This is a genomic window from Stenotrophomonas sp. 80084_Sma (assembly GCF_056481995.1).
Genome location: NZ_CM151177.1, coordinates 4,523,002 through 4,546,914, shown reverse-complemented (window position 1 = coordinate 4,546,914; position 23,913 = coordinate 4,523,002). Strand labels below are relative to the sequence as shown.

The window sequence follows — 23,913 nt, the reverse complement described above, 5'->3', positions numbered from 1 at the left end:
GGAGTCCTCTCCGGCGGGCAGCCACAGGCATGGGGGTCTCGACAGGTCCTGGTCGGGCCAAGACTTTAGCAGAGCCGCATGGCAGCGTCGGGGGCTCAGCCCCGGTATTCGTCCTTCAGCCGCACGTAGTGGTCGGCCGAGTAATGCAGCGCCTCGATCTCCTTGTCACTGAGCGTGCGTGCCGGTCGTGCAGGGTTGCCGACCCACAGCTCGCCTTCGCCCACCACCTTGCCGGGGCCGATCACCGCACCGGCGCCGACGAAGCCATGGCGCTCCACGCGGGCGCCATCGAGGATGCAGGCGCCCATGCCGATCAGGCTGTAATCGCCGATCGTGCAGGCATGGATGATGCAGCCGTGGCCAACGGTCACGCCTTCGCCGATCAGGGTCGGGTAGCCGGCCTTGTTGTACGGGCTGTGGTGGCTGACGTGGATGATGGTGCCGTCCTGCACGTTGGTGCGTGCACCGATGCGCACATGGTTGACGTCGCCGCGGATGACCGTGCCCGGCCATACCGACACGTCATCGGCCAGCTCCACGTCGCCGATGATGGTGCAGGCCGGATCGATGTACACGCGTTCGCCGAGGACGGGCATCTTGTCGCGGAAGGGGCGCAGCGGGTTCATCGAAGTCTCCGGAAATCAGGGCGTTCACGACGATGATACCTGCGTGGTCTGCACGCCGCGCGCGCACCGCAGGGTAGTGCCGGCCGCTGGCCGGCAACCTCAAGGTCATGTCTGGAGTTCTGCGGTTGCCGGCCAGCGGCCGGCACTACCCGCTACGGTTCGTAGCTGTAGCCGATGCTGTATGCGGAACAGCGGATCGCGCGCAGCATTGCAGTAGATCCACGCCATGCGTGGATGGCATCTATCGCGCTCGTGTTATGCCACGCGTCCCCGGCGTGCGCGCTCCAGATGCACCAGCAGCAGCGAGATCGCTGCCGGGGTCATGCCCGGAATGCGCTGTGCCTGGCCGATGGTCTGCGGGCGTACGCGCTCCAGCTTCTGCAGCGCTTCGGCCGACAGCCCGCGCACCGTCGCGTAATCGAAGGCTTCAGCGATCGGCGTGGCTTCGTGCCGCTGCTGGCGCTCGATCTCCTCGCGCTGGCGGTCAAGGTAGCCGGCGTACTTCACGCCGATCTCCACCTGCTCGGCGACCTTGCCATCGGCCACCGCTGGGCCCAGCGAGGGCACCTGCATCAGCTTGGCGTAATCCAGCTCGGGGCGCTTGATCAGGTCCAGCACATTGGTCTCGCGACTGACCGCCACGCCCAGTGTCTCGTTCACTTCGCGGCCCAGTGCATTGGCCGGGGTTGCCCACAGCGCACCCAGGCGTGCGCGCTCGGCAGCGACGGCGGCCTGCTTGGTCTCGAACGCGCTCCAGCGGCGATCATCCACCAGGCCCATTTCGCGGCCGGTCGGGGTCAGGCGCTGGTCGGCATTGTCCTCGCGCAGCTGCAGGCGGTACTCGGCGCGGCTGGTGAACATGCGGTACGGCTCGTTGGTGCCGTGGGTGATCAGGTCATCCACCAGCACGCCCAGGTAGGCCTCGTCGCGACGCGGGCACCAGCCGTCCAGCCCGCGCACCTGGCGTGCGGCGTTGAGGCCAGCCAGCAGGCCCTGCGCGGCGGCCTCTTCGTAGCCAGTGGTGCCGTTGATCTGGCCAGCGAAGAACAGGCCGTTGACCAGCTTGGTCTCCAGCGAGGCCTTCAGCCCGCGCGGGTCGAAGAAGTCGTACTCGATCGCGTAGCCGGGGCGGGTGATGTGTGCGTTCTCGAAGCCACGGATGCTGCGCACCATCTCCAGCTGCACGTCGAACGGCAGCGAGGTGGAGATGCCGTTGGGGTAGATCTCGACGATGCCCAGGCCTTCGGGTTCGACGAAGATCTGGTGGCTGGCCTTCTCGGCGAAGCGCACCACCTTGTCCTCGATGGACGGGCAGTAGCGCGGGCCGATACCTTCGATCTGGCCGCTGTACAGCGGCGAGCGGTGCAGCGCGTCGCGGATGATCTGATGGGTCTGTTCAGTGGTGTGGGTGATCCAGCAGCTGACCTGCTGCGGATGCTCGTCCACCGAGCCGAGGAAGGACATCACCGGCCGCGGCGAATCGCCGGGCTGCTCGTCCATCACGCTGTAGTCCAGCGAGCGGCCATCGATGCGCGGCGGCGTGCCGGTCTTCAGGCGGTCCACCTGGAACGGGCGCTCGCGCAGCCGCGCGGCCAGTGTGGTGGCCGGCGGGTCGCCCATGCGGCCGGCGGCGTACTGGGTCGGGCCGACATGGATCTTGCCGGCCAGGAAGGTGCCGGCGGTCAGCACCACGGCCTCGGCATCGAAGCGCAGCCCGGTCTGGGTGATGACCCCGCGCACGGCGTCGCCTTCGATGACCAGGTCGTCCACGGCGGCCTGGAACACGGTCAGGTTGGCCTGGCCTTCGACGATGGCGCGGATCGCCATGCGGTACAGGTTGCGGTCGGCCTGGCAGCGGGTGGCGCGCACGGCCGGGCCCTTGGAGGCATTGAGCGTGCGCCACTGGATGCCGGCGCGGTCGGCGGCATGCGCCATCGCACCACCGAGGGCGTCGATCTCCTTGACCAGGTGGCCCTTGCCGATGCCGCCGATGGCCGGGTTGCAGCTCATCGCACCCACCGTTTCGATGTTGTGGGTCAGCAGCAGGGTGCGCACGCCGGTGCGGGCCGCGGCCAGCGCGGCTTCGGTGCCGGCGTGGCCACCGCCGATGACGATGACGTCGTAACGATGGAAGGACGGATTCATGGGGGCTGTTCAGCTGGGGGCGGGCGCGGCCGGAGGCGGCGCCGGGGTGGCGATTTTAGCGCCATTCGGGGCCGGGACGTCGCCGCCGGCCGGCCAGCGCCGAAATCAGCCCTAAAGTTGGCAGGATTTTTGCAGATAACCCAATAGCACCCACCGTGGCTGGCGCCGTAGGCGCCCGTGACCGGAATTGGAACAGGGGCCGGTACAGGCGCACGGTGGGGGAGCAGAGGGCCGGCAGTCGGGGGACTGTCCGGCCCTGTTTTTTTGCGGTTGTCGGGAAGGCGCCATCCACGCATGGCGTGGAGCTACTGATGCTGGGGCCCTCGCCGGTTGGCGACCCAACAAAACAAACGGCCCCGCATTGCGGGGCCGTCTGTTTTCAGAGGTGCCGACATCCGACAGGGCCGGAACAGGGGGGATCCAGATGTTCCTGTCGGATATCGACGTAGAGCTTTTTGCGGCGGCCCGTGTCGTTTTTGTCACTTTGTGACGCGGGCCGTCACTGTCCGCGTAGATTGCGGCTTAGACCGTGTGAAATGCAAGACGGTTCAGCGCTCAACTGTGCGCTGCGTCGCACGATCCATATTGCGCCAGGGGGAACCGTTCATCCTCGGCGCACTCGGTGCCGGTGCCGGACGGGCCTGCGGCGGGGGCGCCGACGGCTGGGCGTTCGATTGCGGCGGGCGGCGCATGGAGTCCATGTTCCGCCACGGCGACCCCCCGTTGTACGACGGACGCGACGGCGGCGGCGGACGGTGCTCGCCGCCATTGCCCGGACGCGGCGGCGGGCGGTGGTTGTGCGGCGGACGGTAGATCGGGCGCGAGTAATACGGGTTGCCGTAGCCGCCGTAGTAGCCGCCATAGCCACCGTAGTAGGGGCCGTAGTTGTAGGGATAGCCGGCCGGGTAGCGGTATTCCACCGACGGCGCACCGTGGTAGTAGCTGCCGCTGCGGCCGCCGCCGACATAGTCGTAGGTGGTGCAGCCGGTCAGGGCCAGCAACAGGCCACCGGCAAGCATCAGGCGCATTTTCATGGTGGGTCCCCCCAGAGGACGGGTGTGCAGTCAGCTTCTGGCGCCAGCGTTGAATCGGCCCTTAATTCCGCCGGCCAGGATGAATGGAGGCGTAGGGCTGCATGCTGGCATGACCTGTGTCCCGGTCGCCAGCGCGGGGGCATACGTTAATCTTGCGTCATGAGCGATTCACTGTTGCCCCGCGCCGACGACGTCCTGCTTGCTGCCGCGAGGATCGCCCCGCATGCCAGCGTGACCCCGGTGCTGCGCTCGCACACGCTCGATGCGCTGGCCGGGGCACAGCTGGCCTTCAAGGCCGAGCACCTGCAGCGTGGTGGTGCGTTCAAGTTCCGCGGTGCCTGCAACGCGGTGTGGTCGCTGGAGGCTGATTCCGCCAGTGCCGGCGTGGTCACCCACTCCTCTGGCAATCACGGCGCCGCCCTGGCGCTGGCCGCGCGCACCCGTGGCATTCCCTGCCATGTGGTGGTGCCGGAAGGCGCGGTGGCGGCCAAGCTGGCCAATATTGCCCGGCATGGCGCCACGCTCTGGCACTGCCCGCCGACCATTGCCGACCGTGAGGCCACCTGCGCCAAAGTGCAGGCCGACACCGGTGCGACCCTGGTTCATCCCTATACGAATCCGGCGGTGATGGCCGGACAGGGCACCGCCGCCCTGGAACTGCTGCACAGCGACGGCCCGTTCGACGTGCTGGTGGTGCCGGTGGGCGGCGGCGGCCTCGCCAGCGGCACTGCGCTGGCGCTGCAGCACGCCAGCCCGCAGACCCGTCTGGTGCTGGCCGAGCCGGCCGGTGCCGACGATACCGCGCGCTCGCTGGCCGCTGGCGAGCGCCAGGACGCGTTCACCCCGGACACGATCTGCGATGGCCTGCGTACTCTGATCGGCGCGCCCAATTTCGAACTGCTGCGCGCGGCCAGTGCCGAGGTGATCGTGGTCGATGACGCGGCGACGATGGCCGCGATGCGCCTGCTGTGGGAGGTGCTCAAGCAGGTGGTTGAGCCGTCCTCGGCCACCGTGCTGGCTGCGGTGCTGGCGCAGCCGCAACGTTTCTCCGGACTGCGCGTGGGCCTGGTGCTGTCCGGCGGCAACGTCGACCTGCCAGCGCTGCGCTGGGGGTCGCCTTGAGCCGCGACCGGCAGCGGCCTCGCACCGGCCTGCTGGGCTGGCTGTGGCGGCTGTTTGTCCTGCTGGTGATCTGGCTGCTGGGCGTGACTGCCTGGATCGTCTGGGTCGGCGAGCGTGACCAGGCCGCCAAGGCCGACGCCATCATCGTGCTGGGTGCGGCCGCCTATGACGCCAAGCCGTCACCGGTGTTCGAAGAGCGTATCCGGCATGGGCTGGACCTGTACGAGGCCCAGTACGCGCCGCTGCTGATCTTCACCGGCGGCTACGGTGGCACCGGTGCGCGTTTTTCCGAATCGCAGGTGGCGCGGCGTTATGCGCTGAAACATGGCGTGCCGGACGATGCGATCCTGATCGAAACCGCCTCGCGCAATACCGTGCAGAACCTGGTTGAAGCCAAGCGGCTGATGGACCAGCGCGACCTGCACCGGGTGATCATCGTCAGCGATCCGCTGCACATGGCGCGCGCGCTGCGCCTGAGCAAGGCGCTGGGCATCGATGCGCTGGCCTCGTCCACGCCCAGCACGCGCTTCCGCAGCTTCCACACCAGCTGGCGCTTCCTGGTGCAGGAAATCTATTTCTTCCACCGCGACCTGGTGCGCCCGCCGCTGAGTTCGCCGGCCAATACCTGAGGGTGCCGCTGCGCTCGCCGGGCATGGCCCGGCGCTACCCGGTTCACGTGCCGGCCCATACCCGCCTTTGGTAGGTGCCGACCTTGGTCGGCACACTGCTGGCGGCACCGCGATCTGATGGGGTGTGCCAACCAAGGTTGGCACCTACCAGAGCGATTCGCGTGCGGTGTGGAATGCGTTAGTGCCGGCCGCTGGCCGGCAGATGCCCAGCATGGAATCATGAAGTTGCCGGCCAGCGGCCGGCACTACCGGACGATCAGCTCTGCTTGCGCCGGATCGGAATCGCCGACACCGGCACCGCGGCCACGTCATGCCCGCCTTCGCGGATCGGCGCGCCCGGGTCCGGTGCCCAGGCGTGCGCATAGATCACTTCCCAGCTGCTGGGCAGCTTGCCGTCGGCACGGCGCATCGGTTCATACGCCGCTGCCGCAGCGGCGAAACGGCCACGCCCGGTCAGCGTGTGGCGTCGGTCCACCCGTGCATTGGTCGCGCCCATCGCACGCAGTTCGCGCATCAGTGACGGCAGGTCGTCGTAGGTCAGGGTGAACAGGTCGCGGTCCAGCACCGGGTCGCGGAAGCCGGCCATCATCAGCGCATCGCCGAACTGGGCGATCTGCGCGAAGCGGCTCACGTGCGGGCGGTCATCGGCGGCCGCGAATGCCTCGTTGAGTTCGATCAGGGTTTCCGGGCCGAAGGTGGAACACACCAGCAGGCCGCCCGGCTTGAGTACGCGACGGAATCCGGCAAACACCGCCGGCAGGTCGTCCACCCACTGCAGGCACAGGTTGCTGAAGATCACATCCACGCTGTTGTCGGCCAGCGGCAGCGCGGCGGCGTCACCGCACAGGCGCTGGAACGGCTTCCACCACCCGGCCTGGCGCTTGGCCTGGTCCAGCATCGGCAGCGCCACATCCAGCGCGATCACCTGCGCCTTCGGCCAGCGCTTTTTCATCAACGCACTGGCATGGCCGGTACCCGCGCCGATGTCCAGCACCACCTCGGGCTTGCGTGCTTCCAGGTAGTCCAGCGATTCGATCAGCCGCGACTGCACCTCGCGCTGCAGGGCGGCGGCGGCGTCGTAGCTGCTGGCGGCACGCGCGAACGCGCGGCGGACGTGGCGGGCATCGAAGTGGGACGGCATTGCGAAAGTCTCTTAGAACGTACCGGGGTAGGCGCCGCCGTCGATCAGCAGGTTCTGCCCGGTGAGGTAACCGGCCTGCGCACTGCACAGGAAGGCGCAGGCGGCGCCGAACTCGTCCGGCGTGCCGAAGCGGCCGGCGGGAATCTGTTGGCGGCGGCGTTCGGCCACTTCGCCAGCATCGCCGTCCTTGCCCGCACTGTGGGCGAAGTTGGCGCGCAGGCGGTCGGTGTCGAACTGGCCGGGCAGCAGGTTGTTGATGGTGACGTTGTGGGCCACGGTGCGGCGCGACAGGCCGGCGACGAAACCGGTCAGGCCACTGCGCGCGCCGTTGGACAGCGCCAGGAAATCGATCGGGGCTTTCACCGCCGACGAGGTGATGTTGACGATACGGCCGAAGCCGCGCTCGATCATCGCGTCGACGGTGGCGCGGATCAGCGCGATCGGCGCCAGCATGTTGGCGTCCAGCGCGGCAATCCAGTCGTCACGCTCGAAATTGCGGAAATCACCGGGCGGCGGGCCACCGGCGTTGTTGACCAGGATGTCCACCTGCGGGCATGCGGCCAGCGCCGCGACGCGGCCGGCTTCGGTGGTGACGTCGGCGGCGACCGCGCGCACCTCGGCGGCACCGGCCAGCGCGCGCAGCTCTTCAGCGGCGGCCTGCAGGGCGGCTTCACCGCGGGCCACGATCACCACGTTGACGCCCTCGCGCACCAGCGCACGCGCGCAGCCCAGGCCCAACCCCTTGCTTGCGCCGCAGACCAGTGCCCAGCGGCCATTGATACCCAGATCCATGTGTCAGTCCTGCGGAATTCGGAAGGCGCTCATTGTCCGCCATCGGCCGGTGACAGGCCGGCAACGAAGTGTTGCAGGGCGGCGGCAACCTCGTCGGCATGGCCGAGGAAGGGCGCATGGCCGCCGTGGGCGATGGTCAGCGCCTGCCCGCCCGGGGTCAGTGCCGCGGCGGCCTGCATCGCCGCCGGAGATACCAGCCGGTCGCGTTGGCCGGCGATCCACAGGCTGGGCCTGCCCAGCGTCGGCAGCGCGCCGCGCAGATCGGTGCTTTCCAGCAGGCGCAGGCCCTCCAGCAGGGCGCGTTCGGTGGGTGCACCGCGCTCGACCAGGCGCTGGCGCAGCGTGCGCAGCTCCTCGCGGGCGTGTGCCGAGCCCATCACATCCAGCGCCAGGAAGCGCTCCAGGGTGCCACCGAAGTCGCTGGCCAGCTCGCGCCCGAACTGTTCGAACACCGCCGGTTCCACCGCGTGCGGCCAGTCTTCGCCACGCACGAAGCGCGGCGTGGCCGCGATCATCGCCAGCCCGCGCACCTTCGGCAGCGTCGCGGCAGCATGCAGCGCGAACAGGCCGCCCAGCGACCAGCCGCACCACACCGCCGGCGGCGTGGCCGCAGCAATGGCATTGACCACGAACGGCAGGCGCAGCGGCGTGGTGTCCTCGCGGCTGTGGCCATGGCCGGGCAGGTCTACCAGGTGCAGGGTGAACTGGTCCGCCAGGCGCTGCACCAGTGGTGCGAACACACCGCCCTGCAGGGCCCAGCCGTGGATCAGAACCAGGTCCGGCCCACGGCCGGTCACTTCAATATGCATGGGCAACGACACGGAACTCAGGCAAAAGCGGGCAGCGGCGGTGGCGCGGCTTCACGCACGGCCAGGGTCACGCGGTCGCGCGCGCTGGCGATGGCCTCCACCAGGCCGCGCACCTGTTCCGGCGTATGCAGTGCGGACAGGGTGACGCGCAAGCGTGCCTTGCCTTCCGGCACCGTCGGTGGGCGGATTGCGCCGACCAGCCAGCCGGCCTGTTCCAGCGTCGTGGACATCGCCACGGCGGTATGATCATCACCACATAGCAGCGGCTGGATCGGCGTTTCCGAAGCCATCAGGTCCAGGCCGTGGCGACGTGCTTCACTGCGGAACAGCGCGATCAGGTCGGTCAGTTTGGTGCGGCGCCAGTGGTCGCGGCGCGCCAGGCGCACTGCTTCAAGCGCCGCAGCGGCCATCGCCGGTGGCACGGCGGTGGTGTAGATGTACGGGCGCGCGGTTTCGGCCAGATGCTCGATCAGGTCGTCACGGCCCAGTACCAGTGCACCGGAACCGCCCAGTGCCTTGCCCAGCGTGACCAGTTGCAGCGGTACGTCGTCCACGCCCAGCCCGGCGGCGGCCACGGCACCACGGCCATCACCGACCACGCCCACGCCGTGCGCGTCATCGACGTAGAACAGCGCCTGCTGCAGGCGTGCCACAAGCGACAATGCACGCAGCGGTGCGATGTCGCCATCCATGCTGAAGACACCATCGGTGGCCAGCATCGCCGCGCCATCGGGCGCGTGCTTGAGCTGACGCATCGCGCCTTCTGCATCCAGATGCGGATAGCGGCGCAGGCGTGCACCGGCCAACCGCGTCGCATCGAGCAGGCTGGCGTGGTTGAGCTTGTCCTGCACGCAGACATCGTTCTCTTCGCTCAGCAATGCCTGCTGCACCGCCAGGTTGGCTGCGAAGCCACTGCCGAACAGCAGCGCACGCGGATAGCCCAGCCACTCGGCCACTTCGCGTTCAAGTGCCTCGTGCAGGGCGTGGTGGCCGCAGACCAGGTGCGAGGCACCAGCGCCAGCACCTTCGCGCGCGGCAGCATCCTGCAGCGCATTGACCACGCTGAACTGCTGGGCCAGGCCCAGGTAATCATTGCTGCAGAAGCCGGTCAGCCACTGGCCGTCCACTTCCAGGCGCACGCCATCACGACGGCTGACCGTGCGTCGCGGGCGGCGACGGCCTTGGGCATCGCGCAGGGCGCGCTGGGCGTGGAGGCGGGCGGTCAGGTCGGGGCGGGCCATGGTGGCTGAATGCGTCGACGGGGCGGCTAGGGTAGCGCGTTGCCGCGGCGCCTGCTTGCGGCCCGTCTCAGGCCGCGTGAGCGCAGCCACAGCCGGGCGTATCGGCACTGATATCGGCGTGCACGGTGCCGCCGTGGTCGTGGCCCTCGGCATCCACCTGCACCGACATCGGCTGCAGTCCCAGCCGCGCGAACAGCGCCAGGTCGCGCTCGCTCTCCGGGTTGCCGGTGGTCAGCAGCTTGTCGCCGTAGAAGATCGAATTGGCACCGGCAAGGAAACACAGCGCCTGCAGTTCGTCGCTCATGGCTTCGCGCCCGGCCGACAGCCGCACCATCGAGCGCGGCATGGCGATGCGTGCCACCGCCATCATGCGCACGAACTCGAACGGGTCCAGTTCGGCACTGCCATGCAGGGGCGTGCCCGCCACCTGTACCAGCTTGTTGATCGGCACCGAATCGGGATGTGCCGGCAGCGAGGCCAGCGCCAGCAGCAGGCCGACGCGCTGCGCGCGCGTCTCGCCCATGCCGACGATGCCACCGCAGCAGGTCTTCAAGCCGGCATCGCGCACGTGCTCCAGCGTATCCAGACGGTCCTGGTACTGGCGCGTGTGGATGATCGAATCGTAGTAGTCCGGCGCGGTGTCGAGGTTGTGGTTGTAGTAGTCCAGGCCCGCATCCTTCAGCGCACGCGCCTGCTCGCCGCTGAGCATGCCCAGCGTGGCGCAGGTCTCCAGGCCCAGTGCCTTCACCCCGGCGATCATCGCCGCCACCTTCGGAATGTCGCGGTCCTTCGGCGATCGCCACGCGGCACCCATGCAGAAGCGCGAGGCACCGGCGGCCTTGGCCTGGCGTGCCTTGGCCAGCACCGCGTCGGTCTCCATCAGCTTCTGCGCGTTCACCCCGGTGCTGTAGCGCTGCGCCTGCGGGCAGTACGCGCAGTCTTCCGGGCAGCCGCCGGTCTTCACCGACAGCAGCGTGGAAACCTGCACCTGCGACGGGTCGAAGTGCTCGCGATGGACCGCTGCGGCGCGGAACAGCAGCTCGGGGAACGGCAGATCGAATAGCGCCTGCAGTTCGTCGTGTTGCCAGTCGTGGCGGATGGCGGCAGCCATGGCGGGACCTTGGGTACGAGTGGAGCGAGGGCGGCAGTGTGGGTGGGCGTGCGCAGGCTGTCAACAATATTCATGTTCACATGGTTTACAGTGTTTGCACTCCGGGCGATCCCGCCCGGAGCGTTGCTTCTGTCGTCGAGCGCGAAAAGTGATCGGCATCAAGGCGTGTGCGGTGTTTCGCTGATCAACGCGGTCACCTTGCCGAGGATGAAGGGACCGTCATCGAAGTAGCCGTGGCCCCAACCTTCGCGCTGGTCGGCATTGAGGTCATCAAGGGTCCACCAGCTCACCGCGCTTTTTCCCTTCCGGGCGAAGAACGCCTGGCAGGCCGAGATGTCTGCCCACGCCGCAGAGTTGCGATAGACGTTCTCCCGGGTGAAGAAGCGCTCCATGCCGAGCAGAGGCTCATCGGCAGCATCTTCGAAGATGTTGGACACGATGTAGAGCAGCGAACCGGGAAAGAACAGTGAGCGCTCGTTGGCTTCGTCGGCATCCTTCATCGCCAATTGCCGGAACCTCCCGATTCGGTCCTCGTGCTTCGAGATGGCACGCGCGAACCGACGACACGTCACCGCAGGCGCTTCGAGAATAAGGTCGAACTTCAGATCCGGAAGGATCTGCGCCGCCTGGTCCAACAGCTCGCACAGGAAGATGCTGCCGGCGCTGTGGCCGACGAGCGTGATGCGGGGAACAGAGGCTTCGGACTGCAACTGCCTGTGCAGCTCGCGCAGGAATCTGACGCCACCCGATGCCGGGCCGTCGAATGAATCCTGTGCATCCTTCTTCATGGGATTCCACCAGCCGATGCGCCCCACGTCATCGAGATAGAACTCTCGCAGTACTTCTTCCACGATCACGGCGGAGACGGCACCTGGCCGGCCCCGGCCACTGTGCTGGCGTTGCCAAACGCGTATCACCAGTCTGGCCACCTTGATGGCCAGCGCGATCCAGTTCAATGCTACGGCCTTGTTGGGTGACGGAGTGCCAAACAGTTCCATTGCCGTGCGCTCGTTGACGATGGCCGCGTGTTCGGCTGGCGGTTCATGTGCCAGCATCTTGTTTACGGGCGTCAGCGTCGCCTCCCTGTAATCCTCCCGGGCCTCGGCAAGGGCCTGGTTCACCTCGGGATCTTCAGCGAACTCCTGTGCGAGATCTGCCGAAAGGCTCTCCTCGTCGTGTGGCGCGGCGTTGAGGATCTTCATGCCGGGCGTGAATGCCTGTTCACCGCCGAGCTTTTCAAGGATCTTGTCCTGGACTTTCCTGAAGAGCAGTTTGGCGAGTACTGCACCCAGGATCTCGCCCAGGTTGTTCAACGGAGCTTCGATGTCACCCGTTTCCCAGACGAAGAACAAGGGGTAGGCCTGTGCCCGCACATAGGGGTCATGCAGGGTTTCTGCGATGCGCCGTCCACGCTTCTGCGAAACGCGGCCGCCATGTACATGGATGACGATTCCGGAAGGTGACCTAGCCTGCAGCGCGCGACCGACAATCCGGCGAAGGTCTGATTCCTGCAGCGTGCCATCACGAAGATGGATGATGTGATCCAGCGGGTCGTAGGCATTCATCTCACACTCCATTGTCATTGAGGATGTCGAGAACGAAGCAATTCACGCAGATGTCGGCACGCAGGTGCTGGCAAGCGCTACCGCGATGACGAGCGGTGGCGGCCTTTCGTTGCCGGCGGAGCTGCACCCCTCCCCAGAGGGCAGCGGCTGCAATGCTACCTCCACGAGGCGCGGTGGACGAACCCGGCAGGAATCGGCCGGCCTTCACGCATGTGGGACGGCATGCCATTGCTGCCAAAGCATGCGGTTCCCGGCGCGTGAGCGTATTCACCACATCCTGCAAGGCCTTCGGCCACAGTGGCCGCTGCCCAACCAAAGCGCTGGCGCGCAGACTCTGCCCCATGACTGATCTCCATCGCCTCCGCGGCCGCATCACCGCGCTGGTTCTCAGCGAGGCCTGGCGCCGCCGTGCCGCGCTCTGGGGCGGCGCCGTGGCCGTGGCACTGGTGGCCATCCTGTTCGCCAAGGCCAGCGACGCGGCCTTCCATCTGTTCCAGCGCATCACCGCGCACTCGCGGTGGTGGGCCCTGCTGCTTACGCCCGGCATCTTCGCGCTGTTGGCCTGGTTGACCGCGGGCGTGCTGAAGCCCACGCGGGGCAGCGGCATTCCGCAGGTCATCGCCGCGTTGGACAAGCCGGATGAGTTGTTTCGCAGGACCAATCTTTCGCCTGCGGTCTCGGCCGGCAAGCTGTTGCTGACCTCGTTGTCGCTGCTTGGCGGCGCGTCGGTCGGGCGCGAGGGCCCGACGGTGCATGTGGGTGCCAGCCTGATGTACCTGTTCGGCCGCTGGTTCGGCTTCAAGGACCCGCGCGAGCTCTCGCACTTCCTGCTGGCCGGTGGCGCGGCAGGCATCGCGGCGGCGTTCAACACGCCGTTGGCCGGTATCGTCTTCGCCATCGAAGAGCTCAGCGGCCGCTTCGAGCATCGTTTCTCCGGCACCTTGCTGACCGCGGTGATCGTGGGCGGCGTGGTGTCGCTGGGCCTGCTGGGCAACTACACCTATTTCGGCCATGTAAGCGCGCGGCTACCGCTGGGCCAGGGCTGGCTGGCGATCCTGCTGTGTGGCGTGGTGGCCGGGCTGCTCGGAGGCTTGTTCGCGCGTGCGGTGCTGGCGAGTGCGGCGGGCCGCCCACGTTGGCTGGGCCAGTTGCGGCAGCGACATCCGGTTCTGTTGGCCGCAGGCTGCGGCCTGGTGGTGGTACTGCTGGCCCTGGTCTTCGGTGAAGGTGCGTTCGGCACCGGCTACGAACAGGCGCGCAGCCTGGTGCAGGGGCAGGCGATGGTGGGCCATGAATTTGGTTTGATGAAGCTGCTGGCCAATCTCGCATCGTACGTGGCCGGTATTCCCGGCGGCCTGTTCTCGCCGGCGCTGGCGGTCGGTGCCGGCCTTGGCCACAACCTGGCGGTGTTGATGCCTGGCGTGGACCCGCGTGCATTTGTACTGTTAGGCATGTGCGCCTATCTGACCGGCGTCACCCAGGCACCGCTGACCTCGGCGGTGATTTCGCTGGAGCTGACCGACAGCGGCGATCTGCTGCTGCCGATCCTGGCCACGGTGCTGATCGCTCGTGGCGTGTCCGGGCTGGTGTGCCGCGTGCCGATCTATCGCGGGTTGGCGGAGTTGTTGATGATGCCCGCCGTCGCGCCACACTCGCCTCCCAGCGGAAAGGATTTCACGAAATGAGCTACACCATCGCCCCTGAACAGGTCATCGATTACCCGCCCGAGCGCTTGCGCGAGTTCCATGGCAGCGTGGTCGAGTACATCGACAACCGGGTGTTCATGCTGGATCCGGGGCAACTGGTCGGCGAGCCTGCCGCGCAGGCCTACCGGGAGACCGCAGCCGGGATGTTCACCGCACTGGGCTGGCAGGGAGATGGCCGCATCGAGCTGTTGTGGCTGCCTGCCTTCGTTTTCCCGCTGTCGGAGCACATGGCGGATGTCGGAATTGGCGTCTGGCACGTCAAGCAGGACGAAGACGGTATCTCCTACCTGTTATCGCCGGTGCCGATGCCGTTCGAGGCACTGCACAACACGCCACACTGGAAGGAGGTCGGTCAGACGGCAGACCGCAGGCGCGGTGCACTGGGCCGAGCGGTGGATGAAGTCCTGCACTATGTTTGGGATCCAATAGGCATCCAGGCCAATCCGGACTGCCGTGGCGAGTACGCCGCCTATGCAGATCGCATCGAGTCCCAGCTCCTGCGCGGTGCAGGCGAACAGGAACTGTGTATGGCCCTTGCCGGCATGGCGCGCAATGAGATGGGCGTCAATCCGGATGAGTACAGGACCCAGCGTGCCGCCGCCGCCCTGGTGGCTTGGCGGGCATCGCTGCGTGACTGACCCGATGAGACGGCCGACAGCACTGCGTCCGCTTTCCTGACCGTCCGGTGTGGTTGCCGGTGATGGTTCCGGCATCGCTGCGCGGACAGGTTGGGGTATGCCTCTTGCCTACCTCCCTCTACCGGCGGATTGGCCCGCAGTGCTGCTTCGCGTGCTCCTGCCACTGCGGTGTCTGGTCTGCGGCGACCCGGGCCACGATGATCTTGACCTGTGCCGCGCCTGCCTTGCCGACCTGCCGTGGGCCGGCCGCGCCTGCCTGCGCTGTGCATTGCCGCTGCCCGACAACGCCCTGATCGTCTGCGGCAGCTGCCGCGAGGAAGCGCCACCGCAGGCCGCTACCCATGCCAGCCTGCTGTACCTGCCACCGGTCGACCAGCTGCTGGTGCGCTACAAGTTCCATCAGGATCTCGCCGCCGGTCGCCTGCTCGCGCAGTTGATGCAGCGCGCGCCGCCGCCCTGGTGGTGTCCGCCACTGGTGCCGGTTCCGCTGCACAATCGCCGGTTGCGCCAGCGCGGCTACAACCAGGCGGGCGAGCTATGCCGGTTGCTGCCGATGCCGGTCTGGCAAGGGCTGTACCGGCGGCGGCATACCGCGCCGCAGTCCGAGCGTACGGCCGAACAGCGCAGGGAAAACCTGTTCGATGCGTTCGATGTACGTGGTCCGGTGCCGCCGCGACTGACCGTGGTGGACGATGTGATGACCACCGGCAGCACGGTGATGGAGGTTGCGGAGACGCTGCGGTGGGTGGGAGCGGACGAGGTGCGGGTATGGGTCTGCGCGCGGGCGCCGTGATCGCCCTCTTCATCACCAGGGGCTAGGATGAGCCCGGTTCCGGATCGAAGGAGTGGCCATGAATTCCCCCTTGTCTCCCTTGTTGTCGGCGGTTGGGCGCAGCTGGTGGATCCTCCTGCTGTATGGGCTGGTTGCGCTGGGCTTTGGCATCGTCGCCATCGGCTGGCCGCTGTCTGCAGCCATGGCATTGGCATGGACGCTGGGTGTGATGGCCATCGTTGAAGGTGTCATCAGCCTGTTCGCACTGGTCAGCGGCGGCAGCGGTGCCTCGCGTGGCTGGCTGGCGCTGTATGCCATCGCCTCGCTGGGTTTCGGCATCCTGGCGGTGATCAATCCGCTGGCCACCGCCAGCGTGCTGGTGCTGTTTCTGGCAGCGTGGCTGCTGGTGGCCGGCATCTATCGCATCGTGTTCGCGATCCGCGTGCGCAAGCAGATCCAGGGCGAGTGGCTGCTGATCCTCAGTGGCGTGCTGGCGGTGGTGCTGGGCGTGCTGTTCGCGGCCAACCCGTATGCGGGCGTTGCGGTGACCACGCTGTGGATCGGCATCGGCAGCCTGCTGTACGGGCTGTTGCAGGTGCTGGTGGCGTTCAAGCTGCGGAAGCTGAAGTGAAGGCTGCGCTTCCCCTGTTGCTGGGCATGGCGTTGACCCTGACCGGATGCATGCCGGGCGCTACGCCCGGTGCGTTGGCAGGCAAGGATCATGCGCCACGCCCCGGCGTGGACGTGCGCCTGAGTGCGGTCGATGCGGCGGGCAAGGGTACGCCGGCGCAGTGGCAGGGCGAGACCCTCGCCCTGCGCGAGCCGCCGATTGCCGGCAGCGCGGATATTGCCGATGTGCGCTATGTGCTGGATGAAGGCAAGCAGCCGGGCCTGCAGATCCGCTATCGGCCGGAGGCGCATCAGCGCATCCACGATGGCACCGCGGCACTGGTGGGCCAGCGTGCGGCGATCAGCGTGGATGGCCGCGTGCTGATGGTGGCGACGGTGCAGGGGCCGTTCGGCGAATCGATGATGCTGAGCGGCTTGTCCAGCGTTGCCGAAGCGCGGGAACTGGCCAGGCACATCACCGGCGAATGACGGGCGCACCATGAACCCGCGCTGCGCGCGGAGGTCGACCAAGGTCGACCGCTACCGGGCGAACCGTGCTTCGATTTCTTCCAGCGACTTGCCCTTGGTTTCCGGCAGCCAGAACGCGGCCACCAGGAAGAACACGAAGGTGCACGCCGCCCAGAACACGAACATGCTGGCATAGCCGTAGTGGCCGACCGTGGGCAGGAAAATCGCGGCAATGGTGGTCGACACGAACTGGTTGATCAGCAGCGCGATGCTCATGCCGTTGGAGCGGATGCGGTTCGGCATCAGCTCCGACAGTGCCAGCCACACACAGACGCCGGGGCCAACCGCGAAGAACGCGACGAACACCAGGATGCAGGCGGCCACCGCCCAGCCATGCGCCGGCGGCGGTACCGGGCCGATGCGGGCCTGTTCGATGCGCAGCGGCGCCTGCGCTGCAGCGGCCGGATCGGCGAACGGGTTCAGGTGCAGTTTGCGGAAGAACGCGCCGATCACGCTGTCGGGCTGCACGGTGCCGGCGCGCTCGATGCGCAGCTCGCGGTCGGTCAGGTTGTCGCTGCGCAGGGCGCGCACGTTGGTGAAGTCACCGTAGGCGTAGGAGACGGTCAGCTGCATCGGCCGGCCTTCGCTGTCGATGCCAGCGCCCAAGCGCTGCCACTGCGTATCGTCCAGTACCAGCTGCAGGCCATCGCCGCTGACCGCCGCCTGCAGCTGCGGCTGCACGTCGGTGCGACCGCGTTCGGCCTGGAAGAAGAGGGTGGCGGCGGCCAGCAGGGCCACGCAGATGCCGCCACTGCCGAGCATCAGCAGGAACTTGCGGCCCTTGCGGTCGACCAGCAGCAGCGCGACCACGGTCATCACCGCATTGAGCAGCTTGATCGCCACATCGGCACCATTGGCCACCGAGCCGGACAGGCCCGCCTGGTTGAGAATGTTCACCGCGTAGGCCAGCACCGAGTTGATGCCGGTGGCCTGGGTGCAGGCCAGCACTACGCAGGCGAGCAGGAAAGGCACCACGTAGCGGCGGCTGAGCAGCGGGTCGCGCTTGCCGCTGCCGCTGCTCGATTCCGGTGCCTGGATCTGTGCAAGCGTCGGCTCCACCTCCGAAGCGGGCAGCACGCGCTGCAGGCTGCGGCGCGCATCATCGATGCGGCCGCGACGCACCAGCCAGCGCGGCGATTCGGACAACCAGAAGATGCCGGCGCAGAACAGCAGGCCCGGCGCCAGGCAGGTCCAGAAGATGGTGCGCCAGGCGTGGTCCTTCACCGCAAACAGCTCCTGCGCCTGCTGCGCGACCGGCAGTGAGCGCACGGCTTCGGCGGCGGCATCCACGGCGTGCGCGTGGTAGAGGCCGATCAGGGCAGCCAGCACCAGGCCAACGGTCAGCAGCAGCTGGAACATGGCCGCGCCGCGCCCGCGTCGCTCGGGGCTGAGCACTTCGGCCAGGTACAGCGGAATCACCACGCCGATCAGGCCGCCACTGATGCCCTGCAGCAGCCGGCCGAGCAGCAGGGGCGTGTAGCCCGAGGCCAGTGCCATGATCGGGATTGAGGCGGTGAACAGCAGCCCGGCCAGCAGCATCGCACCGCGGCGGCCGATCAGGTCGGCAATCATGCCGGCGAACAGCGAGGACAACACACTGCCCAGCAGCACCGCAGCCACAACAAAACCGAGCTGCTGGCTGCTGAGTTGCCACGCGTGGCTGGCAGTCGCTTCAAGATAGGGCAGGGCGCCGGCGATGATGCCGATGTCGATGCCATACAGCAGGCCACCGAGGCCGCCGATGAAGAGCAGGTAGCGTACGGGCCAGCGCGGAGCGGTGGAAGCGGGTACGGCAGGTGCGGCGGCTGCGGTCATCGGCGTATTCCTGGAATAACGGGGATGGTGCGTGGCTGAGGCATTGCGCTTGCGCGCTTCATGTAGAGCCGAGCCATGCTCGGCTGCTTTCCGTTCCGATATTGAGGTTCTCCATGCCGCGCTTCGCGCGGTGAGCCGAGCATGGCTATGCCGATCGTCCTGATCGGCACCCTCCGGGCCGTCGCAAGCGACGTTGGCAATGGCTCCTGCCATTGCCTTCGGCTCTACAAAAACGCAGATATCAGGCGTTTGCGGCGTTCAAATCGACTACCCGCCCACCAACCACCACCTGCTGCAGGCGCAGTTCGGCGTCCAGCACCACCAGGTCGGCGCGGGCGTCGGGCGCGATGCGGCCGCGATCGTCCAGGCCCAGGTAGTCCGCCGGGAAGGTGGAAACACGTTGCGAGGCATCGGCCAGCTCCAGGCCCACTTGCACCAGGTTGCGCAGCGCCTGGTCCATGGTCAGTGCACTACCTGCCAGCGAACCGGTCGCCAGGCGCACGCAGCCGCCGCACTTGTGCACGCGCTGTTCGCCCAGCGCGTACTCGCCATCGGGCATGCCGGTGGCGGCGGTGGCGTCGGTCACCGCGTACAGGCGCGGGATCGCGCGCGCGGCCAGGCGGATCACGCCGGGGTGGATGTGCTGCAGGTCGGGAATGATCTCGGCGTACTGCGCATGTGCCAACGCCGCCGCTGCAATGCCCGGGCGATAGTGATCGACGCCGGTCATGCCGTTGAACAGGTGGGTGAAGCCGGAGGCACCGGCCTGCAGCGCGGCCACGCCTTCCTCGTAGGTACCGGCGCTGTGACCTAGCTGCACGCGGATGCCCATCGCCGAGAGCGCGGGAATCAGCGCGGTGTGCTCACCGATTTCCGGGGCCAGCGTCATCACCCGGATCGGAGCCAGCGCATGCAGCTGCTGCACCAGTGCCAGCGTCGCCTCGATCGTGCGGTTGGGCTGCGCACCCAGACGCTGCGGGCTGATGAACGGTCCTTCCAGATGCACACCGACGATGCTGGCGGCGTCTGCATCGGGTGCCGCCATGGTGGCGGCCACGCCCTGCAGCGCGTGCTCGATCTCGTCCAGCCCGGCGGTCATGGTGGTCGCCAGCAGCGTGGTGGTACCGAAGCGCAGATGGGTGCGGGCGATGGTGCGTGCCACGTCGCCGCCCTGCATCAGGTCCACGCCGGCCGCGCCATGCACATGCAGGTCGATGAAGCCGGGCAGGATCACCGGCAGCTGCAGGTCGTCAGCACCGCTGTGGTCATCCACCTGCAGCTGGCGCACCTGCGAATCGAAGTGGACGTGGCCGCGCCGCCAACCCAGCGGGGTGAGGATGCGGCCATGCAGAGTGCGGGTGTCGGTCATGCGGCGGGCTCGGCGATGATCACTTCGATGCCCAGCCGCTGCAGCCCCTCACGGGTTGCGTCGTCAATGCCGGCGTCGGTGATGATGGCGTGGATCTGATCCAGCAGGGCGATGCGGTGCAGGCTGACGCGGCCGAACTTGGAGGCGTCGGTCAGCACCACGATGCGGCGCGCACGCTCGACCATGCGGTGGTTGAGGCGGGCTTCGGCCTCGTCGTGGGTGGTCAGGCCGAACTGCAGGTCCAGGCCGTCCACACCCAGGAACAGGGTGTCGAAGCTGTACGAATTGAGGCTGGCCTCGGCCTGGCTGCCCTGCAGCGACAGCGACTGCTGGCGCAGCAGCCCACCGGTCAGCAGTACGGTGATGCCTGCGGCATTGGCCAGTTCCCAGGCGATATTCAGGCCGTTGGTCATCACCGTCACGTCGCGATGCGCGCGCAGGTGGCGGGCCAGGGTCATCGTGGTCGAGCCGGAGTCGATGATGATGTTGTCGCCGGGCTGCACCAGGCGCGCAGCGCGCGCACCGATCGATTCCTTCAGCGGCAGGTTCAGCGCGTCTTTCTCGTGGATGTCCTGTTCCTGCGGCGGCGTACGAACGAGCGTGGCGCCGCCATGGGTACGGTTGGCCAGGCCCTGCGACTCGAAGTGGGTCAGGTCGGCACGGATGGTCACCGCCGACACGCCGAAGCGCTCGACCAGATCGGCCACCTGCACCGAGCCATGCTCGATCAGCAGCTGCAGGATCTGTTGCCGGCGGGAGCGGGTGTTGCGCATGGCCATTCTCGGTTTCGCGGGAAAAGGTAGAGATTAGCCGTTCGCAGGAACGCCGGCAGCCGAGCCCGCATTCTGCGTGCGGGGGCCGGCCTGGTTGGCGCTGCAGGCGCGGGCGTATTCGCCCAGGCACAGGCCGATACGGTGCTGCACCAGGGCGGTGGGGGTGTTGGCCAGGCTGCCCTCGCGCACGGCGCGGTACTGCTCCGGCAGGTGCTGGCTGAGCAGTACCAGCGGCGGCACGTGCTGCTCCAGGTTGCCGAACAGTGTCTGCACCGCCTGCACCAGCGCCGGCTCGCCCCAGTAGTAGCGGCAGCGGTCGCTGAAGGAGTAACTGCGCAGCAGGCGCAGCGCCGCCTCATCGCCCTGGTAGTAGGACTGCCAGTATTTCGGCTGCGCCAGCATCACCTCGTCCAGCACCTGCGGCAGGCGCGAGCACTGCGCGGCCGGCAGCAGCTCGGCCTCGATCGCGGCCAGCGCGAACAGCGCCTCGCGATAGGCGAAAGTCGCCGCCGGTCCGACCTTCAGGATGGCGAAGTGATCGCGCACCAGTGCATGCAGGCCGCTTTCGCGCTGGTAGTCGGTGGAATGCGCTTCGAACACGATGCGCGGCTGCTGTTCGAGGAAGCCGGCCAGCGTGCTGGCGGCGGTCGCGTCGTACTCGTGCACGCTGCTGTGGTCGAAGTCCACGCCCGGCTGCACCACCATCGCGATCACGCGCTGCCACGCGTCGCGCAGCTGCGGCGTGTCGAACGCCTGCTGGTGGATGGCCAGGGTCTGTGCGGCGGCGGCCGGCGTGGTTACCTGCAGGCCTTCGGCCAGCGAGGCTTCGCCACCGGGAATCGGCACTTCGGTACCGATCACGTAGACCGGCGGCGGCAGGCCGTGCTCGGCGGCGGTACGTTCGGCGATCTCGGCCAGCTCGGCCGAACGCGCGGCGACGATGGCATCGGGCAGCGGCACCGGGTCATCGGCGCAGGACATGCTGCAGTCCAGGTGGATCTTGTGGAAGCCGGCGGCGACGTAGGCTTCGATCAGCACGCGCGCGTGGGTCATCGCTTCGGCGGCCGGGCGCTTCTGCCAGGCATTCGGGCCGAGGTGGTCACCGCCCAGGATCAGCCGTTCGCGCGGGAAGCCTTCCTCATCGGCCAGCGTGCCCACGTAATCGCGGTACTGCGGCGGGGTCATGCCGGTGTAGCCGCCGAACTGGTCGACCTGGTTGGAGGTGGCCTCGATCAGCAGCACGGTGCCGTGTGCCAGCGCCACGTGCATGGCCGCGCGCAGCACCTGCTCGTTGCTGCAGCAGACGCTGTACAGGCCGACGTTGGCACCGGCGCGGTGGGAGGCAAGCAGGGTCTGCAACGGGGACATGGTCAGGCTCCGGACATCAGGAAAACGAGGGTTGGCAGGCGAGCAGGGCAGCACCACGTGCGCCACCGGCATCGCCGAAGCGTGGCGGCACGATCGGTGGCACCTGCACACCCTTGAATAGATGGGCGGCGATGGCGTCGGGCAGTTGCTGGTACAGCGGCGCGTACTGCGAAAGACCGCCGCCGAGCACGATCACGTGCGGGTCCAGCGCCAGCACCAGCGCGGCCAGGCTGTGGCCGAGCAGGTCGCGATGGATGTCCAGCGCCTTGCGCGCGCGCGCATCGCCGGCTTCGGCCAGCGCGATCACCGCGCTGGCGTCGGCGGCGCTGCCACCGAGGTGACGCTCGATCATCGCCACGCCACTGCCGGACACATAGCGCTCCACGCAGCCCTGCAGGCCGCAGGCGCAGTCGATCAGCGACAGGCCGTGGCGCTGCAGCAGATGACCGGGCACGCTCCAGTGGCCCCATTCGCCGGCCAGCCCGTTGAAACCGGACAGCAGGCGGCCGTGCAGGCAGAAGCCACCACCCGCGCCTGTGCCGAGGATGGCGCCGAACATGCTGGGGTAGCCGTCAGCGGCACCGCCGTGTGCTTCCGACAGGGCAAAACACTGCAGGTCGTTACCGAAATGCAGCGGCCGCTGCAGGCGCGCCTGCAGGTCGGCCGCCACGCTGTGGCCGGTCAACGCCGGCACGTTCGCGCTGAGCTGGCGGCCGCTGCGGCGGTCGCGCACGCCGGGCAGGGCGATGCCGATCGCCGCATCACTGCGGCCCAGCGCGGCATCGGCCTCGGCGACCAGGGTCACCACCGCCTGCAGGAAACCGTCGTAGTCGCCCTGCGGCGTGGCCACGCGGCGGCGCCAGGTGACCTGCATCGCCGCATCGCACGCCACCAGCTCGATCTTGGTGCCGCCGATGTCGATGCCGTAGCAGGCGTGGGCGATCAGCTCAGCCATGGTGGATGGTGACGCCCTTGACCACGCGGTTGACGGTGCCGTCCGGGAACGGGTTGTCCGGGGTCAGGCCCAGCGCAGCCGAGCGCTGCAGCGCGAACAGCTGCGCGAAGCCCAGCCACACCGGTGCCAGCCAGGGATCATCCAGTGCCGGTACGGTGAGGGTGTACTCGTCGTCGGCGCCGATGTCCGAATGCGGGCCGATTGCCAGCACCTGGCCGGCCACGCCATCGCGGCGCAGTTCTTCCAGCAGGTCCTGTTCGTAGCGGCGCGCCAGTGGCTGCACGCTGCGCAGCACCACCACCAGGGTGTTGCCATCCAGCGTCGACTTCGGACCATGACGGAAGCCCAGCGGGGTGTTGGCCAGCGCCAGCACGCGGCCGGCGGTCAGTTCCAGCACCTTCAGCGCGCACTCGCGTGCCAGCGCTTCCAGCGGGCCGCTGCCGAGGTAGATGATGCGGTTGAACGGGCGCTGTGCCAGCGCCGCCACCGGTGCATCCCACTGCGCCTGGCCTTCGCGGGCCAGCGCGGCGATCTGCTTCAGGCGCGCCACACGCGCATCCCACGGCGAGCGGTCGAACACGGTCAGTGCGGCCAGCAGCATGCAGGTCAGGCTGCTGGTCATGGCGAAGGCGCGGTCGCAGCTGGCCGACGGCATCAGCAGGGTGCAGGTATCGGCACGGCCGGCGCCACGACGGGCCAGTTCGCCATCGGCATTGCAGGTGATGTCGAGGAAGCGCGCGTCATCCACGTCGCTGCGCACGCGGTCCACCGCCGCCACGCTTTCCGGGCTGGAGCCGCTGCGGCCGAACGAGACCAGCAGGGTCGGGCGCTCGCGCTGCAGGTACAGCGCCGGGTGGGTCAGCAGGCTGGTGGTATGCACCACGCGCACATCGGCCGGCCATTGCGCGTTGATGGCATCGGCCACCATTTCGGCAATGAAACCGGAGCTGCCGGCGCCGGTGAACAGCACGCGCTGGTTGGGATCGTTGAGGCTGTCGCCGAGGAAGGCCTGCAGGCGGTCGCGGGCACGCGACAGGTCCTGTGCGAGGGCGTCCCACAGCGCAGGCTGCTGGGCGATTTCGGTAGCGGTATCGGCTCCGCCAAGGCGCTGCCAGGCGGACACATCGGAAAGCAGGGTGACGTCCATTCGGAGGTTCCAGTTGGG

At 67.9% G+C, this 23,913-nt stretch carries 22 protein-coding genes; 7 read left to right on the top strand and 15 right to left on the bottom strand.

Annotated elements, in window-relative coordinates; genetic code table 11:
- Positions 1-95: 95 nt before the first annotated feature.
- From ACZK3W_RS20885 to ACZK3W_RS20875, 3 genes are all read right to left on the bottom strand, one after another.
- Complete coding sequence (locus ACZK3W_RS20885; RefSeq protein WP_032129113.1) at positions 96-626, bottom strand: gamma carbonic anhydrase family protein; 531 nt, start codon at positions 624-626, stop codon at positions 96-98.
- A 255-nt stretch (positions 627-881) separates the two neighbouring features.
- Positions 882-2,771: a tRNA uridine-5-carboxymethylaminomethyl(34) synthesis enzyme MnmG gene (gene mnmG, locus ACZK3W_RS20880; RefSeq protein WP_049400865.1), complete on the bottom strand. Its 1,890-nt coding sequence runs from the start codon at positions 2,769-2,771 to the stop codon at positions 882-884.
- Positions 2,772-3,319: 548 nt separating this feature from the next.
- Positions 3,320-3,805 (bottom strand): hypothetical protein, encoded by a 486-nt coding sequence (locus ACZK3W_RS20875; protein WP_019337023.1) that lies wholly within the window; start codon positions 3,803-3,805, stop codon positions 3,320-3,322.
- Positions 3,806-3,964: 159 nt separating this feature from the next.
- On the opposite strand from ACZK3W_RS20875, the gene ACZK3W_RS20870 reads away from it, so the two are divergent.
- Together ACZK3W_RS20870 and ACZK3W_RS20865 are read left to right on the top strand one after the other, a co-directional pair.
- On the top strand, positions 3,965-4,927 hold the full coding sequence (locus ACZK3W_RS20870; RefSeq protein ID WP_125895476.1) for a pyridoxal-phosphate dependent enzyme: 963 nt from the start codon (positions 3,965-3,967) through the stop codon (positions 4,925-4,927).
- Entirely contained in the window at positions 4,912-5,556 is a 645-nt protein-coding gene (locus tag ACZK3W_RS20865; RefSeq protein WP_185749975.1) for a YdcF family protein, read from the top strand. Before ACZK3W_RS20870 ends, ACZK3W_RS20865 begins: the two co-directional genes overlap by 16 nt.
- A 256-nt stretch (positions 5,557-5,812) precedes the next feature.
- On the opposite strand, the gene bioC is transcribed toward ACZK3W_RS20865, so the two are convergent.
- The 6 genes from bioC to ACZK3W_RS20835 all read right to left on the bottom strand — a co-directional run bounded on the left by bioC (position 5,813) and on the right by ACZK3W_RS20835 (position 12,215).
- Positions 5,813-6,697 (bottom strand): malonyl-ACP O-methyltransferase BioC, encoded by an 885-nt coding sequence (gene bioC, locus ACZK3W_RS20860; RefSeq protein ID WP_125895475.1) that lies wholly within the window; start codon positions 6,695-6,697, stop codon positions 5,813-5,815.
- 12 nt (positions 6,698-6,709) lie between these two features.
- A complete protein-coding gene (locus ACZK3W_RS20855; protein ID WP_125895474.1) occupies positions 6,710-7,489 on the bottom strand; it encodes an SDR family oxidoreductase in 780 nt (259 codons plus the stop codon).
- Between the two features lie 29 nt (positions 7,490-7,518).
- Positions 7,519-8,298 carry a pimeloyl-ACP methyl ester esterase BioH gene (bioH, locus tag ACZK3W_RS20850; protein WP_125895473.1) on the bottom strand — a complete coding sequence of 260 codons (780 nt, stop codon included), beginning with the start codon at positions 8,296-8,298 and terminating at the stop codon, positions 7,519-7,521.
- A 17-nt stretch (positions 8,299-8,315) separates the two neighbouring features.
- Positions 8,316-9,539 (bottom strand): 8-amino-7-oxononanoate synthase, encoded by a 1,224-nt coding sequence (gene bioF / locus ACZK3W_RS20845; RefSeq protein WP_125895472.1) that lies wholly within the window; start codon positions 9,537-9,539, stop codon positions 8,316-8,318.
- A gap of 67 nt (positions 9,540-9,606) precedes the next feature.
- Positions 9,607-10,650, bottom strand: a complete 1,044-nt coding sequence (gene bioB / locus ACZK3W_RS20840; protein WP_125895471.1) for a biotin synthase BioB — start codon at positions 10,648-10,650, stop codon at positions 9,607-9,609.
- Between the two features lie 158 nt (positions 10,651-10,808).
- Positions 10,809-12,215 (bottom strand): hypothetical protein, encoded by a 1,407-nt coding sequence (locus tag ACZK3W_RS20835; protein ID WP_125895470.1) that lies wholly within the window; start codon positions 12,213-12,215, stop codon positions 10,809-10,811.
- 341 nt (positions 12,216-12,556) lie between these two features.
- On the opposite strand from ACZK3W_RS20835, the gene ACZK3W_RS20830 reads away from it, so the two are divergent.
- The 5 genes from ACZK3W_RS20830 (at position 12,557) to ACZK3W_RS20810 (ending at position 16,429) form a co-directional block, all read left to right on the top strand.
- Positions 12,557-13,900 carry a chloride channel protein gene (locus tag ACZK3W_RS20830; protein WP_125895469.1) on the top strand — a complete coding sequence of 448 codons (1,344 nt, stop codon included), beginning with the start codon at positions 12,557-12,559 and terminating at the stop codon, positions 13,898-13,900.
- On the top strand, positions 13,897-14,559 hold the full coding sequence (locus tag ACZK3W_RS20825) for a hypothetical protein (protein WP_125895468.1): 663 nt from the start codon (positions 13,897-13,899) through the stop codon (positions 14,557-14,559). The genes ACZK3W_RS20830 and ACZK3W_RS20825 overlap by 4 nt, the downstream gene beginning before the upstream one ends.
- Before the next feature lie 97 nt (positions 14,560-14,656).
- Entirely contained in the window at positions 14,657-15,352 is a 696-nt protein-coding gene (locus ACZK3W_RS20820) for a ComF family protein (RefSeq protein ID WP_125895467.1), read from the top strand.
- Between the two features lie 58 nt (positions 15,353-15,410).
- Complete coding sequence (locus ACZK3W_RS20815) at positions 15,411-15,962, top strand: HdeD family acid-resistance protein (RefSeq protein WP_049461697.1); 552 nt, start codon at positions 15,411-15,413, stop codon at positions 15,960-15,962.
- A 50-nt stretch (positions 15,963-16,012) separates the two neighbouring features.
- On the top strand, positions 16,013-16,429 hold the full coding sequence (locus tag ACZK3W_RS20810) for a SecDF P1 head subdomain-containing protein (protein WP_219630880.1): 417 nt from the start codon (positions 16,013-16,015) through the stop codon (positions 16,427-16,429).
- Positions 16,430-16,480: 51 nt separating this feature from the next.
- Here ACZK3W_RS20810 and ACZK3W_RS20805 read toward each other — a convergent pair whose 3' ends face one another.
- The 6 genes from ACZK3W_RS20805 to ACZK3W_RS20780 form a co-directional block, all read right to left on the bottom strand.
- Entirely contained in the window at positions 16,481-18,283 is a 1,803-nt protein-coding gene (locus ACZK3W_RS20805; RefSeq protein ID WP_125895465.1) for an MFS transporter, read from the bottom strand.
- Positions 18,284-18,524: 241 nt separating this feature from the next.
- Positions 18,525-19,652: an N-acetylglucosamine-6-phosphate deacetylase gene (gene nagA / locus ACZK3W_RS20800; protein ID WP_125895464.1), complete on the bottom strand. Its 1,128-nt coding sequence runs from the start codon at positions 19,650-19,652 to the stop codon at positions 18,525-18,527.
- Entirely contained in the window at positions 19,649-20,425 is a 777-nt protein-coding gene (locus ACZK3W_RS20795) for a DeoR family transcriptional regulator (protein ID WP_012512390.1), read from the bottom strand. Before ACZK3W_RS20795 ends, nagA begins: the two co-directional genes overlap by 4 nt.
- A 33-nt stretch (positions 20,426-20,458) precedes the next feature.
- Positions 20,459-21,793, bottom strand: a complete 1,335-nt coding sequence (locus ACZK3W_RS20790; RefSeq protein ID WP_346485373.1) for a D-tagatose-bisphosphate aldolase, class II, non-catalytic subunit — start codon at positions 21,791-21,793, stop codon at positions 20,459-20,461.
- Positions 21,794-21,809: 16 nt separating this feature from the next.
- Positions 21,810-22,748: an ROK family protein gene (locus ACZK3W_RS20785; protein ID WP_125895462.1), complete on the bottom strand. Its 939-nt coding sequence runs from the start codon at positions 22,746-22,748 to the stop codon at positions 21,810-21,812.
- Positions 22,741-23,895, bottom strand: coding sequence for an SIS domain-containing protein (locus tag ACZK3W_RS20780; protein WP_125895461.1), 1,155 nt, complete (start codon positions 23,893-23,895; stop codon positions 22,741-22,743). The genes ACZK3W_RS20785 and ACZK3W_RS20780 overlap by 8 nt, the downstream gene beginning before the upstream one ends.
- Positions 23,896-23,913: the final 18 nt, after the last annotated feature.

Excerpts from the sequence above, each read along its gene's own strand:
- ACZK3W_RS20885 (WP_032129113.1), bottom strand. The coding sequence starts at position 626 with ATGAACCCGCTGCGCCCCTTCCGCGACAAGATGCCCGTCCTCGGCGAA.
- mnmG (WP_049400865.1), bottom strand. The coding sequence starts at position 2,771 with ATGAATCCGTCCTTCCATCGTTACGACGTCATCGTCATCGGCGGTGGC.
- ACZK3W_RS20875 (WP_019337023.1), bottom strand. The coding sequence starts at position 3,805 with ATGAAAATGCGCCTGATGCTTGCCGGTGGCCTGTTGCTGGCCCTGACC.
- ACZK3W_RS20870 (WP_125895476.1), top strand. The coding sequence starts at position 3,965 with ATGAGCGATTCACTGTTGCCCCGCGCCGACGACGTCCTGCTTGCTGCC.
- bioC (WP_125895475.1), bottom strand. The coding sequence starts at position 6,697 with ATGCCGTCCCACTTCGATGCCCGCCACGTCCGCCGCGCGTTCGCGCGT.
- ACZK3W_RS20855 (WP_125895474.1), bottom strand. The coding sequence starts at position 7,489 with ATGGATCTGGGTATCAATGGCCGCTGGGCACTGGTCTGCGGCGCAAGC.
- bioH (WP_125895473.1), bottom strand. The coding sequence starts at position 8,298 with ATGCATATTGAAGTGACCGGCCGTGGGCCGGACCTGGTTCTGATCCAC.
- bioF (WP_125895472.1), bottom strand. The coding sequence starts at position 9,539 with ATGGCCCGCCCCGACCTGACCGCCCGCCTCCACGCCCAGCGCGCCCTG.
- bioB (WP_125895471.1), bottom strand. The coding sequence starts at position 10,650 with ATGGCTGCCGCCATCCGCCACGACTGGCAACACGACGAACTGCAGGCG.
- ACZK3W_RS20835 (WP_125895470.1), bottom strand. The coding sequence starts at position 12,215 with ATGAATGCCTACGACCCGCTGGATCACATCATCCATCTTCGTGATGGC.
- ACZK3W_RS20830 (WP_125895469.1), top strand. The coding sequence starts at position 12,557 with ATGACTGATCTCCATCGCCTCCGCGGCCGCATCACCGCGCTGGTTCTC.
- ACZK3W_RS20825 (WP_125895468.1), top strand. The coding sequence starts at position 13,897 with ATGAGCTACACCATCGCCCCTGAACAGGTCATCGATTACCCGCCCGAG.
- ACZK3W_RS20820 (WP_125895467.1), top strand. The coding sequence starts at position 14,657 with ATGCCTCTTGCCTACCTCCCTCTACCGGCGGATTGGCCCGCAGTGCTG.
- ACZK3W_RS20815 (WP_049461697.1), top strand. The coding sequence starts at position 15,411 with ATGAATTCCCCCTTGTCTCCCTTGTTGTCGGCGGTTGGGCGCAGCTGG.
- ACZK3W_RS20810 (WP_219630880.1), top strand. The coding sequence starts at position 16,013 with ATGCCGGGCGCTACGCCCGGTGCGTTGGCAGGCAAGGATCATGCGCCA.
- ACZK3W_RS20805 (WP_125895465.1), bottom strand. The coding sequence starts at position 18,283 with ATGACCGCAGCCGCCGCACCTGCCGTACCCGCTTCCACCGCTCCGCGC.
- nagA (WP_125895464.1), bottom strand. The coding sequence starts at position 19,652 with ATGACCGACACCCGCACTCTGCATGGCCGCATCCTCACCCCGCTGGGT.
- ACZK3W_RS20795 (WP_012512390.1), bottom strand. The coding sequence starts at position 20,425 with ATGCGCAACACCCGCTCCCGCCGGCAACAGATCCTGCAGCTGCTGATC.
- ACZK3W_RS20790 (WP_346485373.1), bottom strand. The coding sequence starts at position 21,793 with ATGTCCCCGTTGCAGACCCTGCTTGCCTCCCACCGCGCCGGTGCCAAC.
- ACZK3W_RS20785 (WP_125895462.1), bottom strand. The coding sequence starts at position 22,748 with ATGGCTGAGCTGATCGCCCACGCCTGCTACGGCATCGACATCGGCGGC.
- ACZK3W_RS20780 (WP_125895461.1), bottom strand. The coding sequence starts at position 23,895 with ATGGACGTCACCCTGCTTTCCGATGTGTCCGCCTGGCAGCGCCTTGGC.